The 18,593-nt window shown below is 46.7% G+C and carries 16 protein-coding genes, 1 pseudogene and 1 riboswitch; all 17 genes and pseudogenes read left to right on the top strand.

What is annotated here, in order from left to right:
* Positions 1-126: 126 nt before the first annotated feature.
* The 17 genes and pseudogenes from veg (at position 127) to ASG93_RS17360 (ending at position 18,233) form a co-directional block, all read left to right on the top strand.
* Complete coding sequence (veg, locus tag ASG93_RS17440; RefSeq protein WP_028557365.1) at positions 127-402, top strand: biofilm formation stimulator Veg; 276 nt, start codon at positions 127-129, stop codon at positions 400-402.
* A gap of 107 nt (positions 403-509) precedes the next feature.
* Positions 510-680: pseudogene (locus ASG93_RS33650) on the top strand (small, acid-soluble spore protein, alpha/beta type); the annotation flags it as partial.
* A gap of 459 nt (positions 681-1,139) precedes the next feature.
* Positions 1,140-1,994: a 4-(cytidine 5'-diphospho)-2-C-methyl-D-erythritol kinase gene (gene ispE, locus ASG93_RS17430; protein ID WP_056833827.1), complete on the top strand. Its 855-nt coding sequence runs from the start codon at positions 1,140-1,142 to the stop codon at positions 1,992-1,994.
* Between the two features lie 294 nt (positions 1,995-2,288).
* On the top strand, positions 2,289-3,125 hold the full coding sequence (gene purR, locus ASG93_RS17425; protein WP_056833826.1) for a pur operon repressor: 837 nt from the start codon (positions 2,289-2,291) through the stop codon (positions 3,123-3,125).
* Positions 3,126-3,129: 4 nt separating this feature from the next.
* The gene (locus ASG93_RS17420) at positions 3,130-3,513 is read left to right on the top strand and encodes a RidA family protein (protein ID WP_029198000.1); all 384 of its coding nucleotides are present in this window, start codon (positions 3,130-3,132) and stop codon (positions 3,511-3,513) included.
* A gap of 118 nt (positions 3,514-3,631) precedes the next feature.
* Positions 3,632-3,916: a septation regulator SpoVG gene (spoVG, locus tag ASG93_RS17415; protein WP_028557369.1), complete on the top strand. Its 285-nt coding sequence runs from the start codon at positions 3,632-3,634 to the stop codon at positions 3,914-3,916.
* A gap of 130 nt (positions 3,917-4,046) precedes the next feature.
* Positions 4,047-5,450 carry a bifunctional UDP-N-acetylglucosamine diphosphorylase/glucosamine-1-phosphate N-acetyltransferase GlmU gene (glmU, locus tag ASG93_RS17410; protein WP_056833825.1) on the top strand — a complete coding sequence of 468 codons (1,404 nt, stop codon included), beginning with the start codon at positions 4,047-4,049 and terminating at the stop codon, positions 5,448-5,450.
* Positions 5,451-5,604: 154 nt separating this feature from the next.
* On the top strand, positions 5,605-6,252 hold the full coding sequence (locus ASG93_RS17405; protein WP_056833824.1) for a 50S ribosomal protein L25: 648 nt from the start codon (positions 5,605-5,607) through the stop codon (positions 6,250-6,252).
* A gap of 394 nt (positions 6,253-6,646) precedes the next feature.
* On the top strand, positions 6,647-7,207 hold the full coding sequence (gene pth / locus ASG93_RS17400; RefSeq protein ID WP_056833823.1) for an aminoacyl-tRNA hydrolase: 561 nt from the start codon (positions 6,647-6,649) through the stop codon (positions 7,205-7,207).
* 128 nt (positions 7,208-7,335) lie between these two features.
* Positions 7,336-7,563, top strand: coding sequence for an anti-sigma-F factor Fin family protein (locus ASG93_RS17395; protein ID WP_047682997.1), 228 nt, complete (start codon positions 7,336-7,338; stop codon positions 7,561-7,563).
* A gap of 74 nt (positions 7,564-7,637) precedes the next feature.
* Positions 7,638-11,159 (top strand): transcription-repair coupling factor, encoded by a 3,522-nt coding sequence (gene mfd / locus ASG93_RS17390; protein ID WP_056833822.1) that lies wholly within the window; start codon positions 7,638-7,640, stop codon positions 11,157-11,159.
* Positions 11,146-12,261 (top strand): peptidylprolyl isomerase, encoded by a 1,116-nt coding sequence (locus ASG93_RS17385; protein WP_056833821.1) that lies wholly within the window; start codon positions 11,146-11,148, stop codon positions 12,259-12,261. Before mfd ends, ASG93_RS17385 begins: the two co-directional genes overlap by 14 nt.
* A 243-nt stretch (positions 12,262-12,504) precedes the next feature.
* Entirely contained in the window at positions 12,505-13,047 is a 543-nt protein-coding gene (spoVT, locus tag ASG93_RS17380) for a stage V sporulation protein T (RefSeq protein WP_047682991.1), read from the top strand.
* 131 nt (positions 13,048-13,178) lie between these two features.
* The gene (locus ASG93_RS17375; protein WP_056833820.1) at positions 13,179-15,194 is read left to right on the top strand and encodes a polysaccharide biosynthesis protein; all 2,016 of its coding nucleotides are present in this window, start codon (positions 13,179-13,181) and stop codon (positions 15,192-15,194) included.
* Between the two features lie 812 nt (positions 15,195-16,006).
* Positions 16,007-17,533, top strand: a complete 1,527-nt coding sequence (gene mazG / locus ASG93_RS17370; protein ID WP_056833819.1) for a nucleoside triphosphate pyrophosphohydrolase — start codon at positions 16,007-16,009, stop codon at positions 17,531-17,533.
* Positions 17,534-17,697: 164 nt separating this feature from the next.
* On the top strand, positions 17,698-17,970 hold the full coding sequence (locus ASG93_RS17365) for an HU family DNA-binding protein (protein WP_029197991.1): 273 nt from the start codon (positions 17,698-17,700) through the stop codon (positions 17,968-17,970).
* Positions 17,970-18,233, top strand: a complete 264-nt coding sequence (locus ASG93_RS17360; RefSeq protein ID WP_029197990.1) for an RNA-binding S4 domain-containing protein — start codon at positions 17,970-17,972, stop codon at positions 18,231-18,233. Before ASG93_RS17365 ends, ASG93_RS17360 begins: the two co-directional genes overlap by 1 nt.
* 176 nt (positions 18,234-18,409) lie before the next feature.
* A riboswitch (cyclic di-GMP riboswitch) is annotated at positions 18,410-18,500 on the top strand.
* Positions 18,501-18,593 lie beyond the last annotated feature (93 nt).

The following is an 18,593-nucleotide window of genomic DNA, read 5'->3' as shown; positions in this document are numbered from 1 at the left end:
GGAATTCGAAAATTAAGCGAAAATGCCGTTGACAACAGGAATGTGGTGCTGATATAATATTTGACCGCGTTTGACATGCCTGTCTGAATGGGTTATAATTAACTAGGAAAGAGGTGGTAGTTGACAATGGCAAAAAATGCGCTGTTGGAGATCAAACGCAGTTTGGAGCCCCACGTTGGGCAGAAGATCATGTTAAGAGCGAATGGTGGCCGTCGAAAGACTGTCGAGCGTTCTGGTGTTTTAGAAGAAACCTACCCTTCTGTGTTTATTGTGAAATTAGATCAAGAATCCCACGCCTTTAAACGAGTGTCGTACAGTTACGCCGATATCCTTACCGAATCCGTTGAAGTTACCGTGTGTAATGACGATGGGCAGGTTCGTATCACCTACATCCAACATTAGCTTAATGCATTCCTATATGAGCAGACCCTGAGGGTCTGTTTTTGCATTTGAATGGACCTTACCGGGTTGGGCATACTATAGCAAAACTCTAAGGAGGTTCCACAACTATGAGTCGCAGAAGAGGGATCATGTCCGAAAGCTTTAAATATGAATTAGCTAAAGATCTAGGGTTTTATGATGTGGTGCAGCGTGAGGGCTGGGAGGGCATCCGAACGAAGGATGCGGGGAACATGGTGAAGCGGGCGATCCAAATTGCTCAGGAACAGCTGGTAAAACAATATAACCCTTCGGCTTCTTCCATCAATCAGACGCAATCAACGTATAGTCAGCCGAATTATCATCAAACCACCTACAATCAACCTAACTATAGTCAACCTAACTACAATCAACCTACCTCAAATCCGTCGAATTATCATCAGTCCACCTATCAATCTGTTCCTTCTCCACAAACCTATTCGCAGCCTCAACCGAGCTTTAATCAGAATCAATATAGTGGAACGCAGCAAATGCAATCCTCATATACACCTGCAACGCAGAACACGACCAATGTAAACGCCTATAGACCTTCTATTCCAATGCAACCTAATGCTGCAGTTTCAAATCATATAATTGATGGGTCACAGCAGGCAACGTAAGCGGAACAGAGTCCCTTCTACAGCTAAAGCGAATGCTTTAGCTTTTTTTTTGCGCTTTTGTTATAATATTTTAACGGCAAACGAGCAAAAGAAGGTGATCTGATGAAGATTTTTGAAAAAGCACCGGCTAAAATCAATTTATCCCTTGATGTTTTACATAAAAGATCGGACGGTTACCATGAAGTTGAGATGGTCATGACGATGGTAGATCTAGCGGATCGGATCGAAATGCAGGAGCTTTCGCGGGACACCATCATCATATCTAGTCAGGCGGGGTATATACCGCTGGATGAGAAGAACTTGGCCTTTCAGGCGGCACGCCTTATTAAGGATCGATACGATGTCAAACAGGGCGTCTACATCCATTTGGACAAGCAGATCCCCGTTGCAGCGGGTCTAGCAGGGGGCAGCAGTGATGCGGCAGCTACACTTAGAGGTTTGAATCGGCTTTGGAACTTAAACATCCCTATGGAAGAGCTGCAGGTGCTTGGAGCGGAGCTTGGCTCGGATGTACCCTTCTGCGTAACGGGAGGGACGGCTGTCGCTAGAGGGCGTGGAGAGAAGCTGGAACCGATCGTCTCGCCGCCACAGTGCTGGGTCGTGCTTGCGAAGCCGCCTATCAATGTGTCCACATCGGAGATTTACGGGAAGTTGAATGCTCGGGAGATTAAACATCATCCTTCGACGGAAGGTGTGCTGGGCGCGATTCGAGAGAAGCGGTTCGATCAGCTTTGCGGAAGCCTCGGCAATGTGCTTGAGGAAGTGACACTGGATCTTTATCCCGAGGTGAGACATCTCAAAGAATGCATGCAGAGGCTTGGTGCGGATGGTGTGCTGATGTCGGGCAGCGGGCCGACGGTATTCGGTCTCGTATCCAAGGAAGCGAAAGTGCCTCGGATATATAACGGGCTGCGTGGGTTTTGTAAGGATGTTTACGCAGTGCGGATGTTGACGTAAATGAAGTAGGACGGTTGCAGGGCCCGCGAAGGGCTCTTTTTTCGTGGATAAGAAAGTATAAGTTTTATACTTTTGCTTCGCATCTACCTTGACAAACGCGCTCGTTCCCTTAAGGACGACGGAGTCGTTTATCCTTGATTGCATAGAGGGTGGACTATGACTTCAACCATCGTTATAAATTGTGTTAGATTGATGTTATGTTGATGTTAATATAATTTTCATGAGAAGCTTGAATAAATACGTATAAAAATGGTATATTTTCATTATAATATTCGGATTTTTGGGGGTAGTGCGATGAAAAAGTTGAAAAGGAGCGCTAGGCTGGTGGAAATGACGCAATATTTGTTATTCCGCCCCCATTCGTTAATCCCTTTAACGACTTTTGCCGAGCGTTACAACTCTGCTAAATCCTCCATAAGTGAAGATTTAGCGATCATCAAGGAAGTATTTGAAGAAGAAGGACTAGGCGAGCTGAATACGCTTGCGGGGGCTGCCGGAGGTGTGAAATTTTCACCAAAGGTGCCTAAGGAAGTATCACTGAAATTTATACAGAACCTTTGTTCACAAATGCAGCAGCCAGAACGGATTCTTCCAGGCGGTTATTTGTATATGTCAGATATTATGGGGCAGCCCCAATATTTGAATGAAATTGGCAAGACGTTTGCATCCGCCTTCGCTGGTCGTGATATTGATGTGATTATGACGGTAGAGACGAAAGGCATTCCGCTCGCCTATGCGACGGCAACTTATATGAATTTGCCCGTTGTGATTGTCCGCAGGGACAGTCGAGTAACGGAAGGATCAGCGGTTAGCATCAACTATGTTTCAGGGTCCAACAAGCGGATCCAGACGATGTCACTCGCAAGGCGTGCTTTGAAAGAAGAGTCAAAGGTGCTTATCATTGATGATTTCATGCATGTTGGCGGTACCATCCACGGTATGATGGATTTGTTAGCGGAATTCAAAGCCTCGGTTCAAGGGGTTGGTGTATTCATGGAGTCATGTGAAGTTGAAGAGCATTTGGTCGATCACTACGTATCGCTTGCTCGTTTATACGGCGTAGATTCCAAGACGAAACAAATCACAGTAGAGCCAGGCAACTATTTTGATAGTAAAAAAGGAGATTCGTAAAACGATGGAACTTATTTCAACAACAGCAGCACCTGCTGCTATCGGACCTTACTCGCAAGCTGTTAAGCTAGGTAACCTTCTCTTTACTTCCGGACAAATTCCACTTGGCTTGGATGGTCAGATTGTACAGGGCGGAATCAAGGAACAAGCCCATCAAGTGTTCGCGAATTTGAAGGGTGTGCTTGAAGCAGCAGGTTCATCATTTGATCAAGTTGTGAAAGCGACTGTGTTTTTGAAGGATATGAATCAGTTTGCAGAGCTGAATGACATTTATGGATCGTACTTCGGAGACCATAAACCGGCTAGATCCACTGTCGAAGTGGCCAGATTACCCCGTGATGTTTTTGTCGAAATTGAGTTAATTGCTGTGATTTCTGTCGAAATTTAACATTAACATTAAGATTGTATAAAATTATCGAAAATTTCAAAAAAAGAAGAAGGAATTTGCACAACGATGTGGAATATTACACCCAAGTCTCAGAGATGGAAAAAGGTGGTGAACACAAGTGCAAATTACAGATGTAAGACTCCGCCGGGTCAACTCCGAGGGGAGGATGAAGGCGATTGCTTCCATTACCATTGATAACGAGTTCGTCGTTCACGACATTCGTGTCATCGACGGGAATAATGGGATGTTCGTGGCTATGCCAAGTAAACGAACACCGGATGGTGAATTCCGTGATATCGCTCATCCGATTTCTTCCACAACACGCGAGAAAATTCAAGCGGCGGTACTAGCTGAATACGATCGCGCGGCTGTAGAAGAAGAGGTAATAGAAGAAGGCGCATAATTCAGATTATTGAGAGAGCCCTCGGGCTCTCTTTTCTTTTGGGTAGTATTGATGCTATATTTGGTGGAGAACTCATCGATTATACATATAGTAGTGTGTAACTATTTATATTAAAGGGGTTGGATGATAGTTGAAACTTATGGGAATTGTACTGGCCGCAGGACAAGGAAAACGCATGAAATCGAAGCTGTACAAGGTGCTTCATCCGGTTGTAGGTAAGCCAATGGTGGAACACGTTGTCGACACGCTTCAGCATATAGAAGTAACAAGAGCACTCGTTATTGTTGGATTCGGGGCGGAAGCCGTGAAGGGACATCTGGGTGATCGAGTGGAGTATGCTTTACAGGAGCAGCAGTTGGGAACAGGTCATGCAGTTCTTCAAGCGAAGGATGCTCTTGGCGAAGAGGAAGGGATGACGGTTGTCATTTGCGGCGATACACCGCTGATTTCGGAAGCCACCTTGATGAGCACTATTGAGCTGCATGAGCTGTCTGGAGCGTCTGCGACAATTCTGACAGCCAAACTCGATGAGCCGTATGGTTATGGACGTATTATTCGGAGTGAAGACGGCCGAGTAGCAAGGATTGTTGAGCAGAAGGACTGCAGCAGCGAGGAGGCAGCTGTTCAGGAGATCAACACAGGTACTTATATTTTCGATAATCAGAAACTATTCAAGGCCTTAGCGTCGGTCACGAACAATAATACGCAAAATGAATACTATTTGACTGATGTCATTGGGATTATGAAAGGAGCAGGAGAAGTTGTTCAAGGCTACTGCATGGAGGACAGCGCAGAGTCAATCGGTGTGAACGATCGTATTGCTCTTGCTGAAGCCGAGCGATTGTTTAAAGCGCGTATTAACCGTGAGCACATGCTGAACGGGGTTACGATTGTAGATCCATCTAATACGTATATTGAAAAAGATGTTACCATCGGCATGGATACAGTCCTGCTGCCAGGTACTATTTTGCGGGGGCGCACCGTTATTGGGGAACAATGTACAATTGGACCGCAAACGGAAATTATCGATTCGACGATAAGGGATGAGGTTACGATTAAGCAATCCGTCCTTCAGGATGCCTATGTGGATTGTGAGGCAAGTGTGGGGCCGTTTGCTTATTTGAGACCTGGCGCGAAACTTGGGAAGCAAGTGAAAGTTGGCGACTTTGTTGAGATTAAGAACGCAACGCTGGGTGAGGGGTCGAAAGTTTCTCATTTAAGCTATGTAGGAGATGCGGTAGTCGGCACGAATGTAAACATTGGCTGCGGCGCCATTACCGTGAACTATGACGGATTCAATAAGAGTTTAACGGAAATTGGCGATGATGCTTTCGTGGGCAGTAATGTGAATCTGATTGCTCCAGTGAAAATTGGCAAGGGCGCTTATGTCGTGGCAGGCTCTACAATTACACATTCCGTTGATGATGGCGATCTAGCGATTGCCCGCGAGAGACAATCCAACAAGCCTGGCTATGCGGATAAAATTAGAGCACGAGCAAAAGCGAAGAAGGAAAATAAAAAGAACAAAGAGTAGATTCATGATTTAGGAACGGTAAATCTCACTTTGTGAGGATGAAATTGGATGGAACTTCTTGAGGTTGGGTAGGCTATGAACTAGCTGTTACCTACTTGGCACTGCTTGTCCAAACAAGCGTGCTGAGCAAAACTCTTAGGAGGTTCTTTTTCTTATGGCATTTTCATTAAAAGCGGAAATCCGCAAAGAAACAACAAAGTCAGATATTAAACAACTACGTATTCAAGGCAGAGTACCTGCAGTCGTGTATGGCGAAAAGGTGGGCTCTGAGGTCATTACGGTTGATATGAAAGAATTACTTGCGCTGCTGCGCCACAATCCTCATGCTATTATTGATTTGGATATGCCAGACGGCAGTGGCAAGCAACCTGTGATGATCAACGAGATCCAGCGGGACAAACTAAAACGAGAGCGGCTGCTCCATGTCGATTTTCATCAAATTAATATGGATGAACCTGTTAAAACGATTGTCAGCTTGGAATTTATCGGTGAGGCAGAGGGGGCCAAAGAAGGCGGTATTGTGCAGATTCAGATGCATGAGCTGGAGATACGATGCTTGCCTAATCAAATACCAAGCTCGATCAAGGTAGACATTTCAAACGTCGGGCTCGGAGACAACATACTTGTAAACCAACTCTCCGTTCCTGCGGGGATTGAAGTGAAGTCTGAACCTACCGATTTGATTCTCACGGTACTTTCGCCTCAGAAAGAGACTGCTGTGGAAGAGCCAGCAAATAATGAAGAGAAGGTTGGACAAGCGGAAACATCGAACGAGGCTGCGACTGAAGGACAGCCGGTTTAGTCGAAACGAAAGACAAGGAACCCTCACAGCTTTGTGAAGGGTATCCTTTATTAATAGATATGTAAGCGCTTAATATCCGGGTCGGGAAAGAAAAACGTGCGTATTCCGATTGTAGAATGTATTACTTACTTTGATAAAATACAGGGTGTAGATTTCAATGAAGCCTATATCCTTATATACATTTTGATAGTATACTTGGACGGGAATACAGGATTCAGCATGATCTTGAAAATGAAGATCGGTTGTAAGCTGTTGACCATTTAAATACATAGGACGGAATCACCCACAGCTTTAAATTTGATGGTTAGTTTTTCATATAAGTAAACAATAACCTCTAGATGATGGTTCCGCAAAGGATTTTTTTTAGTTTAACTTTAGGAGGATTTAGAAGAAGATGAAATGTTTTATTGGACTGGGTAATCCGGGAAAACAATATGAAATGAATCGACACAATGTTGGTTTCATGGCCATTGACCGTTTTGCTGCCAAATGGGGTATTACTTCTTTTCAAAATAAAGGCAAGGGGCTTCTAGGCGAAGGTGTGGTCAATGGTACGAAGGTATATTTGCTTAAACCGATGACTTATATGAATCTTTCGGGCGAATCCATGCGAGCGTTCTTGGACTTTTATAAAGCGAAGCTAGAAGACGTTACGATCGTTTATGATGATATGGATACACCATTCGGTCAAATTCGACTCCGGTATCAAGGCAGCCCTGGCGGTCACAATGGGATTAAATCCATTATTCAGCACGCTGGAACGCAAAGCTTCAATCGCATTCGAGTGGGTGTGAACAGGCCTGCGCCCGGCTATAATATTGCCGATTATGTCTTATCTAACTTTTCCAAAGACGAGATGAAATCAATAGATGAGGTACTGGACCTCACCTGCGAAGCCATGCTGTTCAGTCTGAATGAGTCATTCGAAAAGACGATGGCGAAGTTCAATAAATAAGTTAGTCATCTGCTTCAGACTCATTGTATGCAAGTCGACTATTCGAAAATGACAATGGCACATTCGGCTAATTTCTCCGAAGAATGGCCATACTAGGATGTAATCGAATAGTCGAAGGAGGCATACATATGATTAAGTATATTTGCAGACATTGTCATACCTTTGTTGGGGAAATTAATCAGAATTCGATCACGGAGCAGCAGTTAGGCTTCCACTTCTTGACCCCCGATGAGCGTAGAGATATAATATCGTATAACACGAATGGAGATGTTACGGTAAGGGTCGTTTGCGACTACTGTCGTGAGGCGCTAGAAGCAAACCCAGAATTGTCCCTGCTGGCAAGTCCGTTGCAGTAAAATTGATGAAGATAAAGAGTCAATAGCCGAGGCAAGTGTGCCGAGGCTTCTTTTTGTGAGGGGAGTGTACTTGTTTGCAAGCTTTAATTCAAGCTTTTTCTACGGATAGCGACTTTCAGACGATCGTGACAGGCCTCAGGTCCGAAATGAAAGAGCAGCTCGTTGCCGGACTTACCGGTTCCTCCAGGCAGGTGATGATTGCCACTCTTGCGCGAGAGTTAGCGCGCCCGCTGTTCATTGTTACTCACAATATGTTCGCCGCTCAGAAGATAGTGGAGGATTTACTAGAATGTCTATCGCCTAATGAAGTGCTGCTCTACCCATCTCAAGAGCTTCTGACGACAGAAGAAGCGGCTTCAAGCCCTGAGATGCTAGCGCAGCGTATTGACGTTCTCACCAAGTTAGCTGGCGGCTTCCGTGGGGTTGTGATTGCGCCTTTTGCTGGTGTGCGTCGTCTGCTTCCGCTCAAGCAAGTATTCGAGGAATCCCGCGTTACGGTCAACGTAGGGGATACCGTGCAATTGGATGAGCTCTTAAGTGCTTTATCCAGCTTGGGTTACGAACGCGTGGAGCGGGTTGAGACCAAAGGTGAAATGAGCGTACGCGGCGGAATTCTGGATTTATTTCCGCTAACGTCGGAGAATGCGATTCGAATCGAGCTGTTCGATGTTGAAGTTGATTCTATTCGTACTTTTGATGTAAGTGACCAACGTTCAATTGATAAATTAAACGCGATAACGATTCCCCCTTGCCGCGAGATTCAAGCGGATAGAAAGCGGTTACAATCAGCTGCGCAGCATGCCTATGAGCTGCTTCAAGCGCAGTTGGAGAAAATGACAGACCGATCAGCCAAAGACAAGCTGCTTGAAGGCATCGGACATGATATTGAGCTGCTTCGTGAAGGGCAGACGTTTCCTGGTATTTATAAATATATTTCGCTTTTATATACGGAAAGACAGACACTCATGGACTACATGCCTAAGGATACTGTGCTGATCATCGACGAACCTGCCCGATTGCTGGAAACAGCAAAGCAGCTAGAACGCGACGAGGCAGAGTGGATGATGCATGCGCTGACAGAGGGGAAGAGCTTGCCGGCTTTTGTGTTGTCCAAATCGTACGAAACTTTGCTCCATCGCAGGCCTTTCCCGACCTTATATGTATCGCTGTTTCTGCGCCAAGTGGCAGGGATTCAACCGCAAAATATAGTAAACTTCGTTTGCCGCGTCATGCAAAACTTCCATGGACAAATGAATCTCCTCAAAGCGGAGATGGAACGCTGGAAGAAAAATGGAAGCAATGTTATTTTGTTGGCAAACGGAGAGGACCGCGCTGAACGAGTTCGTCGGGTGCTGCAGGATTACCAAATTGACGTCCCCGAAATTGTAGATGGAAATCTGCAGACAGGGTTTGAAATGCCTTCAATCCATTTGGTTGTTATTACAGAAGGCGAGATCTTTACACAGAAGCAGCGTAAAGCGCGTAAGGTCGAGAAGAAGCTGGAGAACGCTGAGCGTATCAAAAGCTATCAAGAACTTAAGGTTGGCGACTACGTAGTTCACGTGAATCATGGGATCGGTAAGTATGTTGGGATCGGCACCTTGGAAGTGGGCGGTATTCATAAGGATTACCTCCACATCATGTATGCTGGCGGCGATAAGCTGTCTGTACCGATTGACCAGATTGATTTGATTCAGAAATATGTAGGTTCTGAAGAGAAGGAACCGAAGGTTTATAAGCTCGGAGGCGCTGACTGGGCTAGAGTGAAGAGCAAGGCGCGGGCATCTGTTAAGGATATCGCCGATGAGCTGATCAAGCTTTACGCAGAGCGCCAAGCTGCAACTGGCTACGGATTCAGTAAAGACAGCTCTTATCAGAATGAATTCGAAGCGATGTTCCCTTACGATGAAACGCGGGATCAGCTTCGCGCGATCGAAGAAATTAAGGTAGACATGGAGAAAGCACGTCCGATGGACCGTTTGCTTTGCGGCGACGTAGGCTACGGGAAGACGGAAGTTGCGGTTCGCGCGGCCTTCAAGGCAGCGATTGACGGCAAACAGGTTGCTGTTTTGGTGCCGACGACGATTTTGGCTCAGCAGCATTATGAGACGTTCCGTGAACGGTTCTCAGGCTATCCTTTTAATGTCAAAGTGTTAAGTCGTTTCCGCTCCAAGAAGGAGCAGACCGAAGTTATGAAAGGTGTTAAGAAAGGAACGGTTGACGTCGTTATTGGTACTCACCGGCTATTGTCGCAGGATGTGCAGTTCAAAGATCTTGGACTCCTTATCGTCGATGAAGAGCAGCGTTTTGGCGTGTCCCACAAAGAGAAGCTGAAACGGCTCAAGACGAATGTGGACGTGCTCACGCTGACTGCAACACCGATTCCAAGAACTTTACACATGTCGATGTTAGGTGTTCGTGATTTATCGGTCATCGAGACTCCGCCGGAAAATCGGTTCCCTGTCCAGACCTATGTGGTTGAGTACGGACCAACGCTGGTTCGAGAGGCGATTGAGCGGGAATTAGCGCGTGAAGGTCAAGTGTATTATTTATATAACCGTGTACAAGGTATCACTCAGATCGCTGACCAGATTTCCATGATGATTCCGGATGCTCGCGTTACCGTTGCACATGGACAAATGGGCGAGCAGGAGCTGGAGAAGACGATCCTTGATTTCCTCGATGGGGAATACGATGTGCTGGTAAGCACCAGCATTATCGAGACGGGTGTCGATATTCCGAATGTTAACACACTGATTGTTCACGATGCAGATAAAATGGGGCTGTCCCAGCTGTATCAGCTGCGTGGACGAGTAGGACGATCGAATCGCGTTGCGTATGCTTATTTCACGTATCAGCGTGATAAAGTGCTCACGGAAGTGGCGGAAAAACGCCTTCAAGCGATTAAAGAGTTTACAGAACTTGGATCAGGCTTTAAAATTGCGATGAGGGATTTATCAATTCGTGGCGCTGGCAACTTGCTTGGAGCAGAGCAGCATGGTTTCATTGCATCGGTCGGATTTGATTTATATTCCCAAATGTTAGCAGAAGAAATTGCAAAGCTGAAACTAGAAATAGATGGGGAAGCCGTCATTCCAGAGCCGGAATGGAATACTTCCATCGATATACAATTGGATGCCTATTTACCATCCGACTACATCTACGACAGCATGCAAAAAATCGAAATTTACAAAAAAGTGGCCGCCATTCGGACGTTGGAAGAAGCTGCGGATCTGCATGATGAGCTTGTTGATCGCTTCGGCGATCTGCCGCAGGCCGTGTTCAACTTACTGTCAGTGGCTCGTTTGAAAGCATACGGTTCGGAGTACCGGATTGAAACGATCAGCCAAAAAGGGGATGATTACCTAATCAAGGTGCATATTGACCAGAATGGCAGGCTGGAAGGACAGAAGCTTATCGCGTTGTCCAAAGGCTTTGATGGTCGAATCAAGTTGAATGCGGACCCACAGCTTCATATCGTTATTCGTTGTAAAGGCATGAAACCAGAAGCTTCCATCGAATTGGTGGAGAAGTTTCTGGTACAATATAAGGATGTTCTGAAAACGAAAGGGGAATTACAGGATGTTGCCAAATGATACTAGCAGACAACGACGTTTTTCGAAAAAATGGATTTTAAGCATGGTGGCATTGCTCCTTGCATTTTCAGTCCTAAGTGCATGTGGAAGTAAAAAGGAAGGTGCAGCAACAGCTTCACCTTCAACTTCACCTTCCGCTACTGCAGCAACAACAGGTAACCCGAGTGACGTGATTGCAACGTATAAAGAGGGCGGTAAAATTACGCGCGGCGAGTTTAACTCTTTCATCAGCGTGAACAAAATGTTCTCACCTCAGCTGGCGCAATTCATGACAGACCCGGCTTTTCAACAAGATATGTTGAAGCAAATGGTAACTTTCCGTGTTCTATCGGCCAAAGCGGATGATAAAGTGAAAGCTGATGCTGACAAACAAGTGACGGAGCAAATGAAAGCCATCACGGATTATTTCGGTAAGCAAGAAGGCGGAATGGACAAGCAGTTAAAAGACAATGGTGTCGAGCTTAAGGATATCGAGTCCTTAATGAAAATGAGCTTCTACTCGATGGGCAGCATGGAAAGTAAAATCACTGATCAAGCTGTTCAGGATGCCTACAAAGAACAATCGGCTGCTCATGCCTTTGATATTGCAACAGTTAGCCACATTCTGATCTCCTTGAAGGATGCCGCTACACAAAAAGATTTGCGTACCAAAGATGAAGCTTTGGCAAGAGCCAAAGAAGTGAAAGGGAAACTGGATAAAGGCGGCGATTTCGCAGCACTTGCGAAAGAATATTCCGACGATCCAGGCTCCAAAGATGCTGGCGGTACGTATAAAGATGCAGACATCAATCAATGGGTGCCTGAATTCAAACAAGCAGCTAGTACGCTTCCTTTGAACACAATCAGTGATCCGGTTGAATCCTCTTTTGGTTACCACGTGATGAAAGTAGAGTCCAGAAGCACGAAACCACTGGATGATACGCTCAAAACACAAATCAAATCTCAGCTTGCGGAGAAATCCCTGTCTGAATTTGCAGAGAAAGAATATCCGAACTTGATTCAAACCAACAATTTGCCGAAACCGGAAGCGAGCCCAGCTCCAGCAGCAAGTCCTGCTGCAAGTCCGGCAGCAAGCCCAGCGGCAAGCCCAGCTGCAAAGTAAGAACTTACCAGGATGTCCGATAACGGGCATCCTGTTTTTATTTGTTATTTTTGGACATGATAATCGCAGCAGGATGCAAAGCTAAATAAAGTAAATTCCGAAGAAAAGCGTCTGCATAGAAGAATGGGAAGTGAAGAATACTATGGATAGAATTCGAGTTCCCACCAAATCCCGATCTAGCATACAAGATTTCATGCTCCTGTCGTATCTAATTCTTGAGCGGAAAGTGAGGCATCTAGAGGTATGAAAGCAACTGGAATTGTCCGTCGGATAGATGATTTAGGGAGAGTTGTTATTCCCAAGGAAATACGACGCACACTACGCATTCGCGAAGGTGACCCTTTGGAAATTTTCGTGGACAGAGATGGTGAAGTGATTCTTAAGAAGTATTCACCTATTGGTGAACTTGGTGATTTTGCCAAGGAGTATGCGGAATCGTTATTTGAAAGCACGAATCATGTGGCTTTGATCTCAGATCGAGATAACATTATTGCGATGGCTGGGGGGTCCAAAAAAGACTATTTCGAAAAGTCGGTTGGATCGATCATTGAATCCTGTATGGAAAATCGTAAAGCGGTTCTGGAAAGCGGCAGTGGTCAATTTGAGCTTATTAAGGACACAAGTGAAACATTTTCTTCTTTCGTAGCTGCTCCGATTGTAGCCGGTGGCGACCCTATTGGATGTGTCATTTTGCTCTCCAAAGATGAGAATGTGAAAATGGGGAATATGGAAGTTAAGATGGTGGAGACAGCGGCTGGATTTTTGGCAAAGCAGATGGAGCAATGAAAGAAAAATAAAACATAAAGGCTTCCTTACCGAGATGCCCCGCATCTGTAAGTGAAGCTTTTTTTGTCTGCCATGACTGATTTCGTTATAATATGTCTATATGCGTGAAGTCAGGGTAGAGGAGAAGTAGGATGGGGGACACCGACGCGGGGCATCAAGGTCATAAAGAGGAGCTCCAGAGGAATGTCGGTAAACAGGGTGCCAAGCTGTTAAGAGGTGCTGCTCTACTTGGGGCTGCCGCCATTATCTCTAAATTATTGGGAACACTGCAGAAGATTCCGCTGCAAAATGTAGCCGGTGATACGGCTTTTGGTATTTATAATGCGGTTTATCCGCTCTATATTCTGATTTTGTTTGCGGCTACTGCCGGATTTCCGGTTGCTGTGTCCAAGTTCGTAGCCGAACGTGCTATAGGTGGTGATCATCAAGGGGCTAGACGTATTGTCCATGTCTCTATAGCGATATTAATGGGCACGGGTTTTGTAGTGTTTGTTCTGTTGTACTTCGGAGCTAGTGAGATTGCCAGTTGGATTGGCATTAGCCAGACAGAAAGGGCGATCCGAAGCGTATCCTTCGCGCTGCTGCTATCCCCAATGCTTGCGGTCCTGCGCGGTTATTTCCAAGGGTATCAAAATATGGTGCCGACGGCTGTTTCACAAGTGATTGAGCAGCTTATAAGAGTTATTACTATGGTCGCGCTGCTGCTCTATATGGCGGCATTAGCTTATGACGAGGAGTGGATTGCTGCAGGGGCTACGTTTGGCTCGGTGACAGGTGCTGCGGCTGGGCTGTTGGTGATGTATGTTTATTGGCGGAAAGCGATGAGGCGGGAGCGGGGATGGGATCGGGAACAGGAGCAGGAGCGAGACCGAGACCGAGACCGAGACCAAGACCAAGATCGGGTGCATGGAGAAAATGAAGAGGAATGGAGGCAGTCTGAGGATATAGAGGGACAGAGGCAGGGTGTAATGAGTGAAGGTGACGGGCTGTTGTTGAAAGAACGGAAGTGGCAGGGGCCAGATGATAGTAGGCGAAAAGAGGATGGGCTGCATCCTGAGGAGTGGAACAGCCAGTGGGCGAATGATGGAAAGCGAAAAGAGGACGGGCTGCATCCTGAGAAGTGGAACAGGCTGTGGCCATATGATGGGAAGCGAAAGGAAAGTGTGATGCCGCCAAAGGAACTCTCTTCCTGGGAGTGGGCGAAACGCATTACAGCTTATGCGATTCCTGTTTGTTTGGGTGCAATTGTGGTTCCTCTGCTTACACTTGTCGACACGTTTACCATGCCGCGTCTTCTCGAAGCTGCGCAAGGGAGCGAGGGGGAAGCTATGCGGCAGTTCGGGCTTTATAACCGAGGGCTTCCTCTCGTTCAGCTCGTTGTCATGATCGCTTCCTCTATGTCCGCTGTGCTAGTTCCTGCTCTTGCAGAAGCCAAGGCAAGAAGACAGGACGATCTTATCCGCTTTAGGGCTGAGATAGCGATAAGGCTTTCCTGGCTCATCGGGCTCGGAGCCTCGTTCGGACTTGCCTTTGCAGCAGTGCCGATTAACGTGATGTTATACAAAAGCGATGAGGCCAGCTGGACGATGGCCGTGCTTGCCTTCACGGCCTTGTTTAGCACGCTGAACGCTGTCTCAGCCAGCGTTCTCCAGGGCGCCGGCGCGATCCGCACGCCGGTGAAGGCCTTGCTCGTTGCCATCGTGCTGAAAGCACTCGGCAACGTGGTGTTGATGCCCCGCTGGGGCATCGACGGCGCCGCGCTGAGCGCGGTGATCGCCTATGCCGCTGCGGCGGGGCTGAATCTGGTGCAGCTGCGCCGCTGCACCGGGGCGCGCTTCGCGCTGCGGCCGTACGCCGTCAGTCCCGCGCTTGGCGTGGGGCTGATGGGCGGCTGCCTTGCAGCGCTGCAGCTGCTCGCCATGCCCGCTGCGGCGGCATGGCACGTGCCTGAGCGATTGAGCGCTAGCGCAATCGCCTTGGTATGTGTAGTCGGCGGCGGGGCCGTCTACGCGCTCGCGCTGCTGCGCAGCGGCAGCATCAGCCGCGAGGAGCTGCGGCTGATGCTGGAGCTGGACCGGAAGCTGGCACCGGTCCTGGCGAAGCTATGGCCGGAGAAGGCATCCGCCGCCCCCCGCGGCCACGACTAACGGCTCCTTCTTGGCTAGTAAGCTTTAATAAGCTGCAAAAACTACAGTAAAATCAACGTTACATTGTTGTTTTTAGTCAATTTTGCTGCATTTCCTACAGTTAAATTTCGTCCAAACAGTCAAATCGGCTGATTTCCTCTAAATTAGCTGCACATTTTGCAGCAAAACATGCTGGATAGTGGTTCTGAGTGCGAATTATCTGCACTATCTGCAACAAACGTCAGTTGGGATGGGGAACAGGTGTGGTACTACTGGACTGTGGTTTTGAGCTCAGAATACCTGCACTATCTGCAGCAAACGTCGGCTAGGATGGGGAACAGGTRTGGTACTACTGGACGTGGTTTTGAGCTCAGAATACCTGCACTATCTGCAGCAAACGTCGGCTAGGATGGGGAACAGGTATGGTACTACTGGACTGTGGTTTTGAGCTCGGAATACCTGACTATCTGCAGCAACGTCTGTTAGGATGGGGAATAGGTGTGGTAGTACTGGACTGTGGTTTTGAGCTCAGAATATCTGCACTATCTGTAGCAAACGTCGGCTAGGATGGGGAACAGGTATGGTACTACTGGATTGTGGGTTTGAGCTCGGAATACCTGACTATCTGCAGCAACGTCAGTTGGGATGGGGAACAGGCTTGGTAGCTTTGGACAGTAGTTTTGAGTGATAGCTCTGGATAGTGGTTCTGAAATCAGAATATCTGCAATATTTGCAGTAAAAGCTGTTTGGCTGGTCCCGGCATAGGAATTTCGTAAAATCAATATCCCATCCTTACCATAGCAATTAACCAACAATCAGGAGGTGTTTCCTACATGTCAACAACCAACCCGCAAATAACCGTCCTCGGACTCGGAACGGGGGACGAAGACCAGCTCACACTTGGTGTCTGGAAAAAGCTGCAGCTGGCTGCCAAGGAGCAAGCTGATCTTTACCTGCGAACGAAAGATCATCCGATGGTTCAGATGCTGAATACGAATCGGATTCCTTACCAAACGTTCGACGAGAATTACCTAGCGCACCAAACCTTCGAACAAGTGTACGAATCGATTGCAGAGGTGCTCATCCAATCCGCCAAGACGGAATCTTCCGAGGTTATTTATGCAGTGCCTGGCCATCCGATGGTGGCGGAATACACGGTACAGCTACTGAAACAACGCTGTCCATCCGAGGGTATATCGCTCCAAATCATTGGCGGGGAGAGTTTTCTTGATCAAGCGTTTCTTCGCTTTGGCTTTGACCCTATAGATGGCTTTCAATTGCTTGACGCGACCAGCCTGAGCCGATATACTCTTAATCCGCAGCTTCATACGGTTATTGGACAAGTGTATGATACCCTTACGGCATCGGATCTTAAGATCAGCCTTATGGAGGCTTACCCTGATGATTATCGTGTCGTGGTCGGTCATTCCTTAGGTGTAACGGGCGAGGAGCAAATTATTGAAGTGCCGCTACATGAGTTGGATCATGTCAAAGGTTACGGCAATCTATCTCTCGTTTGGGTGCCGCGCAGCGAGCAAGATGAGCTGTATTACCGCACTTTTGGCCGATTGCATGAAATTGTTCAAGTCCTGCGCAGCCCGGAAGGCTGCCCTTGGGATCGTGAACAGACGCATGCCAGCCTGCGCAAAAATCTCATCGAGGAAGCGTACGAGGTTCTTGAAACAATAGACGAGGACGATCCGGAGCACATGTGTGAGGAGCTCGGTGATTTGCTTTTACAAGTGATGCTTCATGCGCAGATAGAAGAGGAAATTGGCACGTTCACGGTTTATGATGTCATAGCCGCGTTGAATGAGAAACTCATTCGCCGTCACCCCCATGTATTCGGTGAGAACAAGGCTGAGGATGCAGACGAAGCTCTTGTGAACTGGAATGCCATGAAGGCGGAGGAGAAGCGTAAGAAGGGCATTGATGTCACGAAGCAATCCGTACTGGACGGTGTTCCACGCGAGCTGCCAGGCCTTATGAAGGCGCTGAAGCTTCAGAAGAAGGCAGCGACCGTTGGGTTTGACTGGTCAGAGCTGGAAGATGTCCTGAATAAGGTGGAAGAAGAGTTAACCGAGCTTCATGAAGCTATCGCCAAACCGTCCGATACAGGGGCGCAAGATCGGCTTGAGGAGCTGGGCGACGTCCTTTTCTCTATCGTCAATGTTGCTAGATTCCTGAAGGTTGATCCGGAAGAAGCGATTGCTCACACGAACCGCAAATTCGTTCAAAGATTTTCGTATATCGAAGATCAACTACGTTTAAAAGGGCTTTCTTTTGAACAAACTGATTTATCAGAGATGGAAAATTTATGGCAGGAAGCAAAAAAAGTTGCAAAAGTCGAATCAAAATAGAAGGATTTTGCCGAAAAAAGCAGAATACTAAATTTGGTGTAAGGTTGAATATGGAAATATAGTATAGAGATAATTGAACATAGTTCAAAGTCTCTCAGCTTTGCAAAATGGGTACATAGTAGAAGACTAGATCTTCAAACATTTTTGGGAGGTAAAGAAACCACATGAACAAAACAGATTTGATCAACAACATTGCAGAAAAAAGCGGACTTACTAAGAAAGACGTTGAAGTAGTACTTAACGGATTCCTTGGAGAAGTAACGGACGCTCTTTCATCCGGAGATAAAGTTCAATTAATCGGTTTCGGAACATTCGAAACTCGCAAACGCTCTGGTCGTACAGGCCGTAACCCACAAACAGGAAACCCAATCGTAATCGCGGAATCCAATGTTCCTGCTTTCAAAGCGGGTAACAAGCTTAAAGACGCTGTAAAATAATGCGTATCGATAAGTTTCTCAAAGTATCTCGTCTCATCAAACGTCGCACCGTAGCGAAGGATGTGTCCGATCAAGGGCGTGTCTGGATTAACGGTAGAGATGCTAAAGCGAGTACACACGTGAAAGTCGGAGATGAGCTCTCTATTCAATTCGGCCAGAAAAAGGTGACGATTCGAGTGGAGGTTCTTTCGGAGTCGACCCGCAAGGAAGACGCTGCTCAGATGTACACGCTGCTGAAGGAAGAAGCTTTTCAATCCGAATAATTTTAATGTGTAAAAAAAGTCCGTAACGCCTTGGAAAAGGTGTTGCGGGCTTTTTTGTAATTACTAAGGGGTAGTTGACGTATTAACAATTTAATATAGGCCTTTATTACTATTTTATTTGATAAAAAATAGTGCTATTGTTGCAACTAACGGAAAGAATCTTCATTATTTTCCAAATACCGACAAGGCAAATCCGCCGAAAGACGGAGACGCAAAGCCGTGGATCTAACTCTTTGAACCTAAAGACATGATTGCCAGGCCGCCGAAGTATGCGACTACACGCCTATAGTAAATAATTTAGGCAAATCGCATCTCTCCATCCATCGCTGATTTGTTTTGTTACAAAAGAGAGGTGTTACC

Source organism: Paenibacillus sp. Soil787, assembly GCF_001429545.1.
Classification (GTDB): domain Bacteria; phylum Bacillota; class Bacilli; order Paenibacillales; family NBRC-103111; genus Paenibacillus_E.
Note: the sequence above shows the minus strand (reverse complement) of the source record. Positions and strands in the feature narration are given on the sequence as shown.

What these genes read in the sequence shown, in the direction of transcription:
- veg (WP_028557365.1), top strand. Translation starts at nt 127, where the DNA reads ATGGCAAAAAATGCGCTGTTGGAGATCAAACGCAGTTTGGAGCCCCAC.
- ispE (WP_056833827.1), top strand. Translation starts at nt 1,140, where the DNA reads ATGAAGATTTTTGAAAAAGCACCGGCTAAAATCAATTTATCCCTTGAT.
- purR (WP_056833826.1), top strand. Translation starts at nt 2,289, where the DNA reads ATGAAAAAGTTGAAAAGGAGCGCTAGGCTGGTGGAAATGACGCAATAT.
- ASG93_RS17420 (WP_029198000.1), top strand. Translation starts at nt 3,130, where the DNA reads ATGGAACTTATTTCAACAACAGCAGCACCTGCTGCTATCGGACCTTAC.
- ASG93_RS17405 (WP_056833824.1), top strand. Translation starts at nt 5,605, where the DNA reads ATGGCATTTTCATTAAAAGCGGAAATCCGCAAAGAAACAACAAAGTCA.
- pth (WP_056833823.1), top strand. Translation starts at nt 6,647, where the DNA reads ATGAAATGTTTTATTGGACTGGGTAATCCGGGAAAACAATATGAAATG.
- ASG93_RS17395 (WP_047682997.1), top strand. Translation starts at nt 7,336, where the DNA reads ATGATTAAGTATATTTGCAGACATTGTCATACCTTTGTTGGGGAAATT.
- ASG93_RS17385 (WP_056833821.1), top strand. Translation starts at nt 11,146, where the DNA reads ATGTTGCCAAATGATACTAGCAGACAACGACGTTTTTCGAAAAAATGG.
- spoVT (WP_047682991.1), top strand. Translation starts at nt 12,505, where the DNA reads ATGAAAGCAACTGGAATTGTCCGTCGGATAGATGATTTAGGGAGAGTT.
- ASG93_RS17375 (WP_056833820.1), top strand. Translation starts at nt 13,179, where the DNA reads ATGGGGGACACCGACGCGGGGCATCAAGGTCATAAAGAGGAGCTCCAG.
- mazG (WP_056833819.1), top strand. Translation starts at nt 16,007, where the DNA reads ATGTCAACAACCAACCCGCAAATAACCGTCCTCGGACTCGGAACGGGG.
- ASG93_RS17365 (WP_029197991.1), top strand. Translation starts at nt 17,698, where the DNA reads ATGAACAAAACAGATTTGATCAACAACATTGCAGAAAAAAGCGGACTT.
- ASG93_RS17360 (WP_029197990.1), top strand. Translation starts at nt 17,970, where the DNA reads ATGCGTATCGATAAGTTTCTCAAAGTATCTCGTCTCATCAAACGTCGC.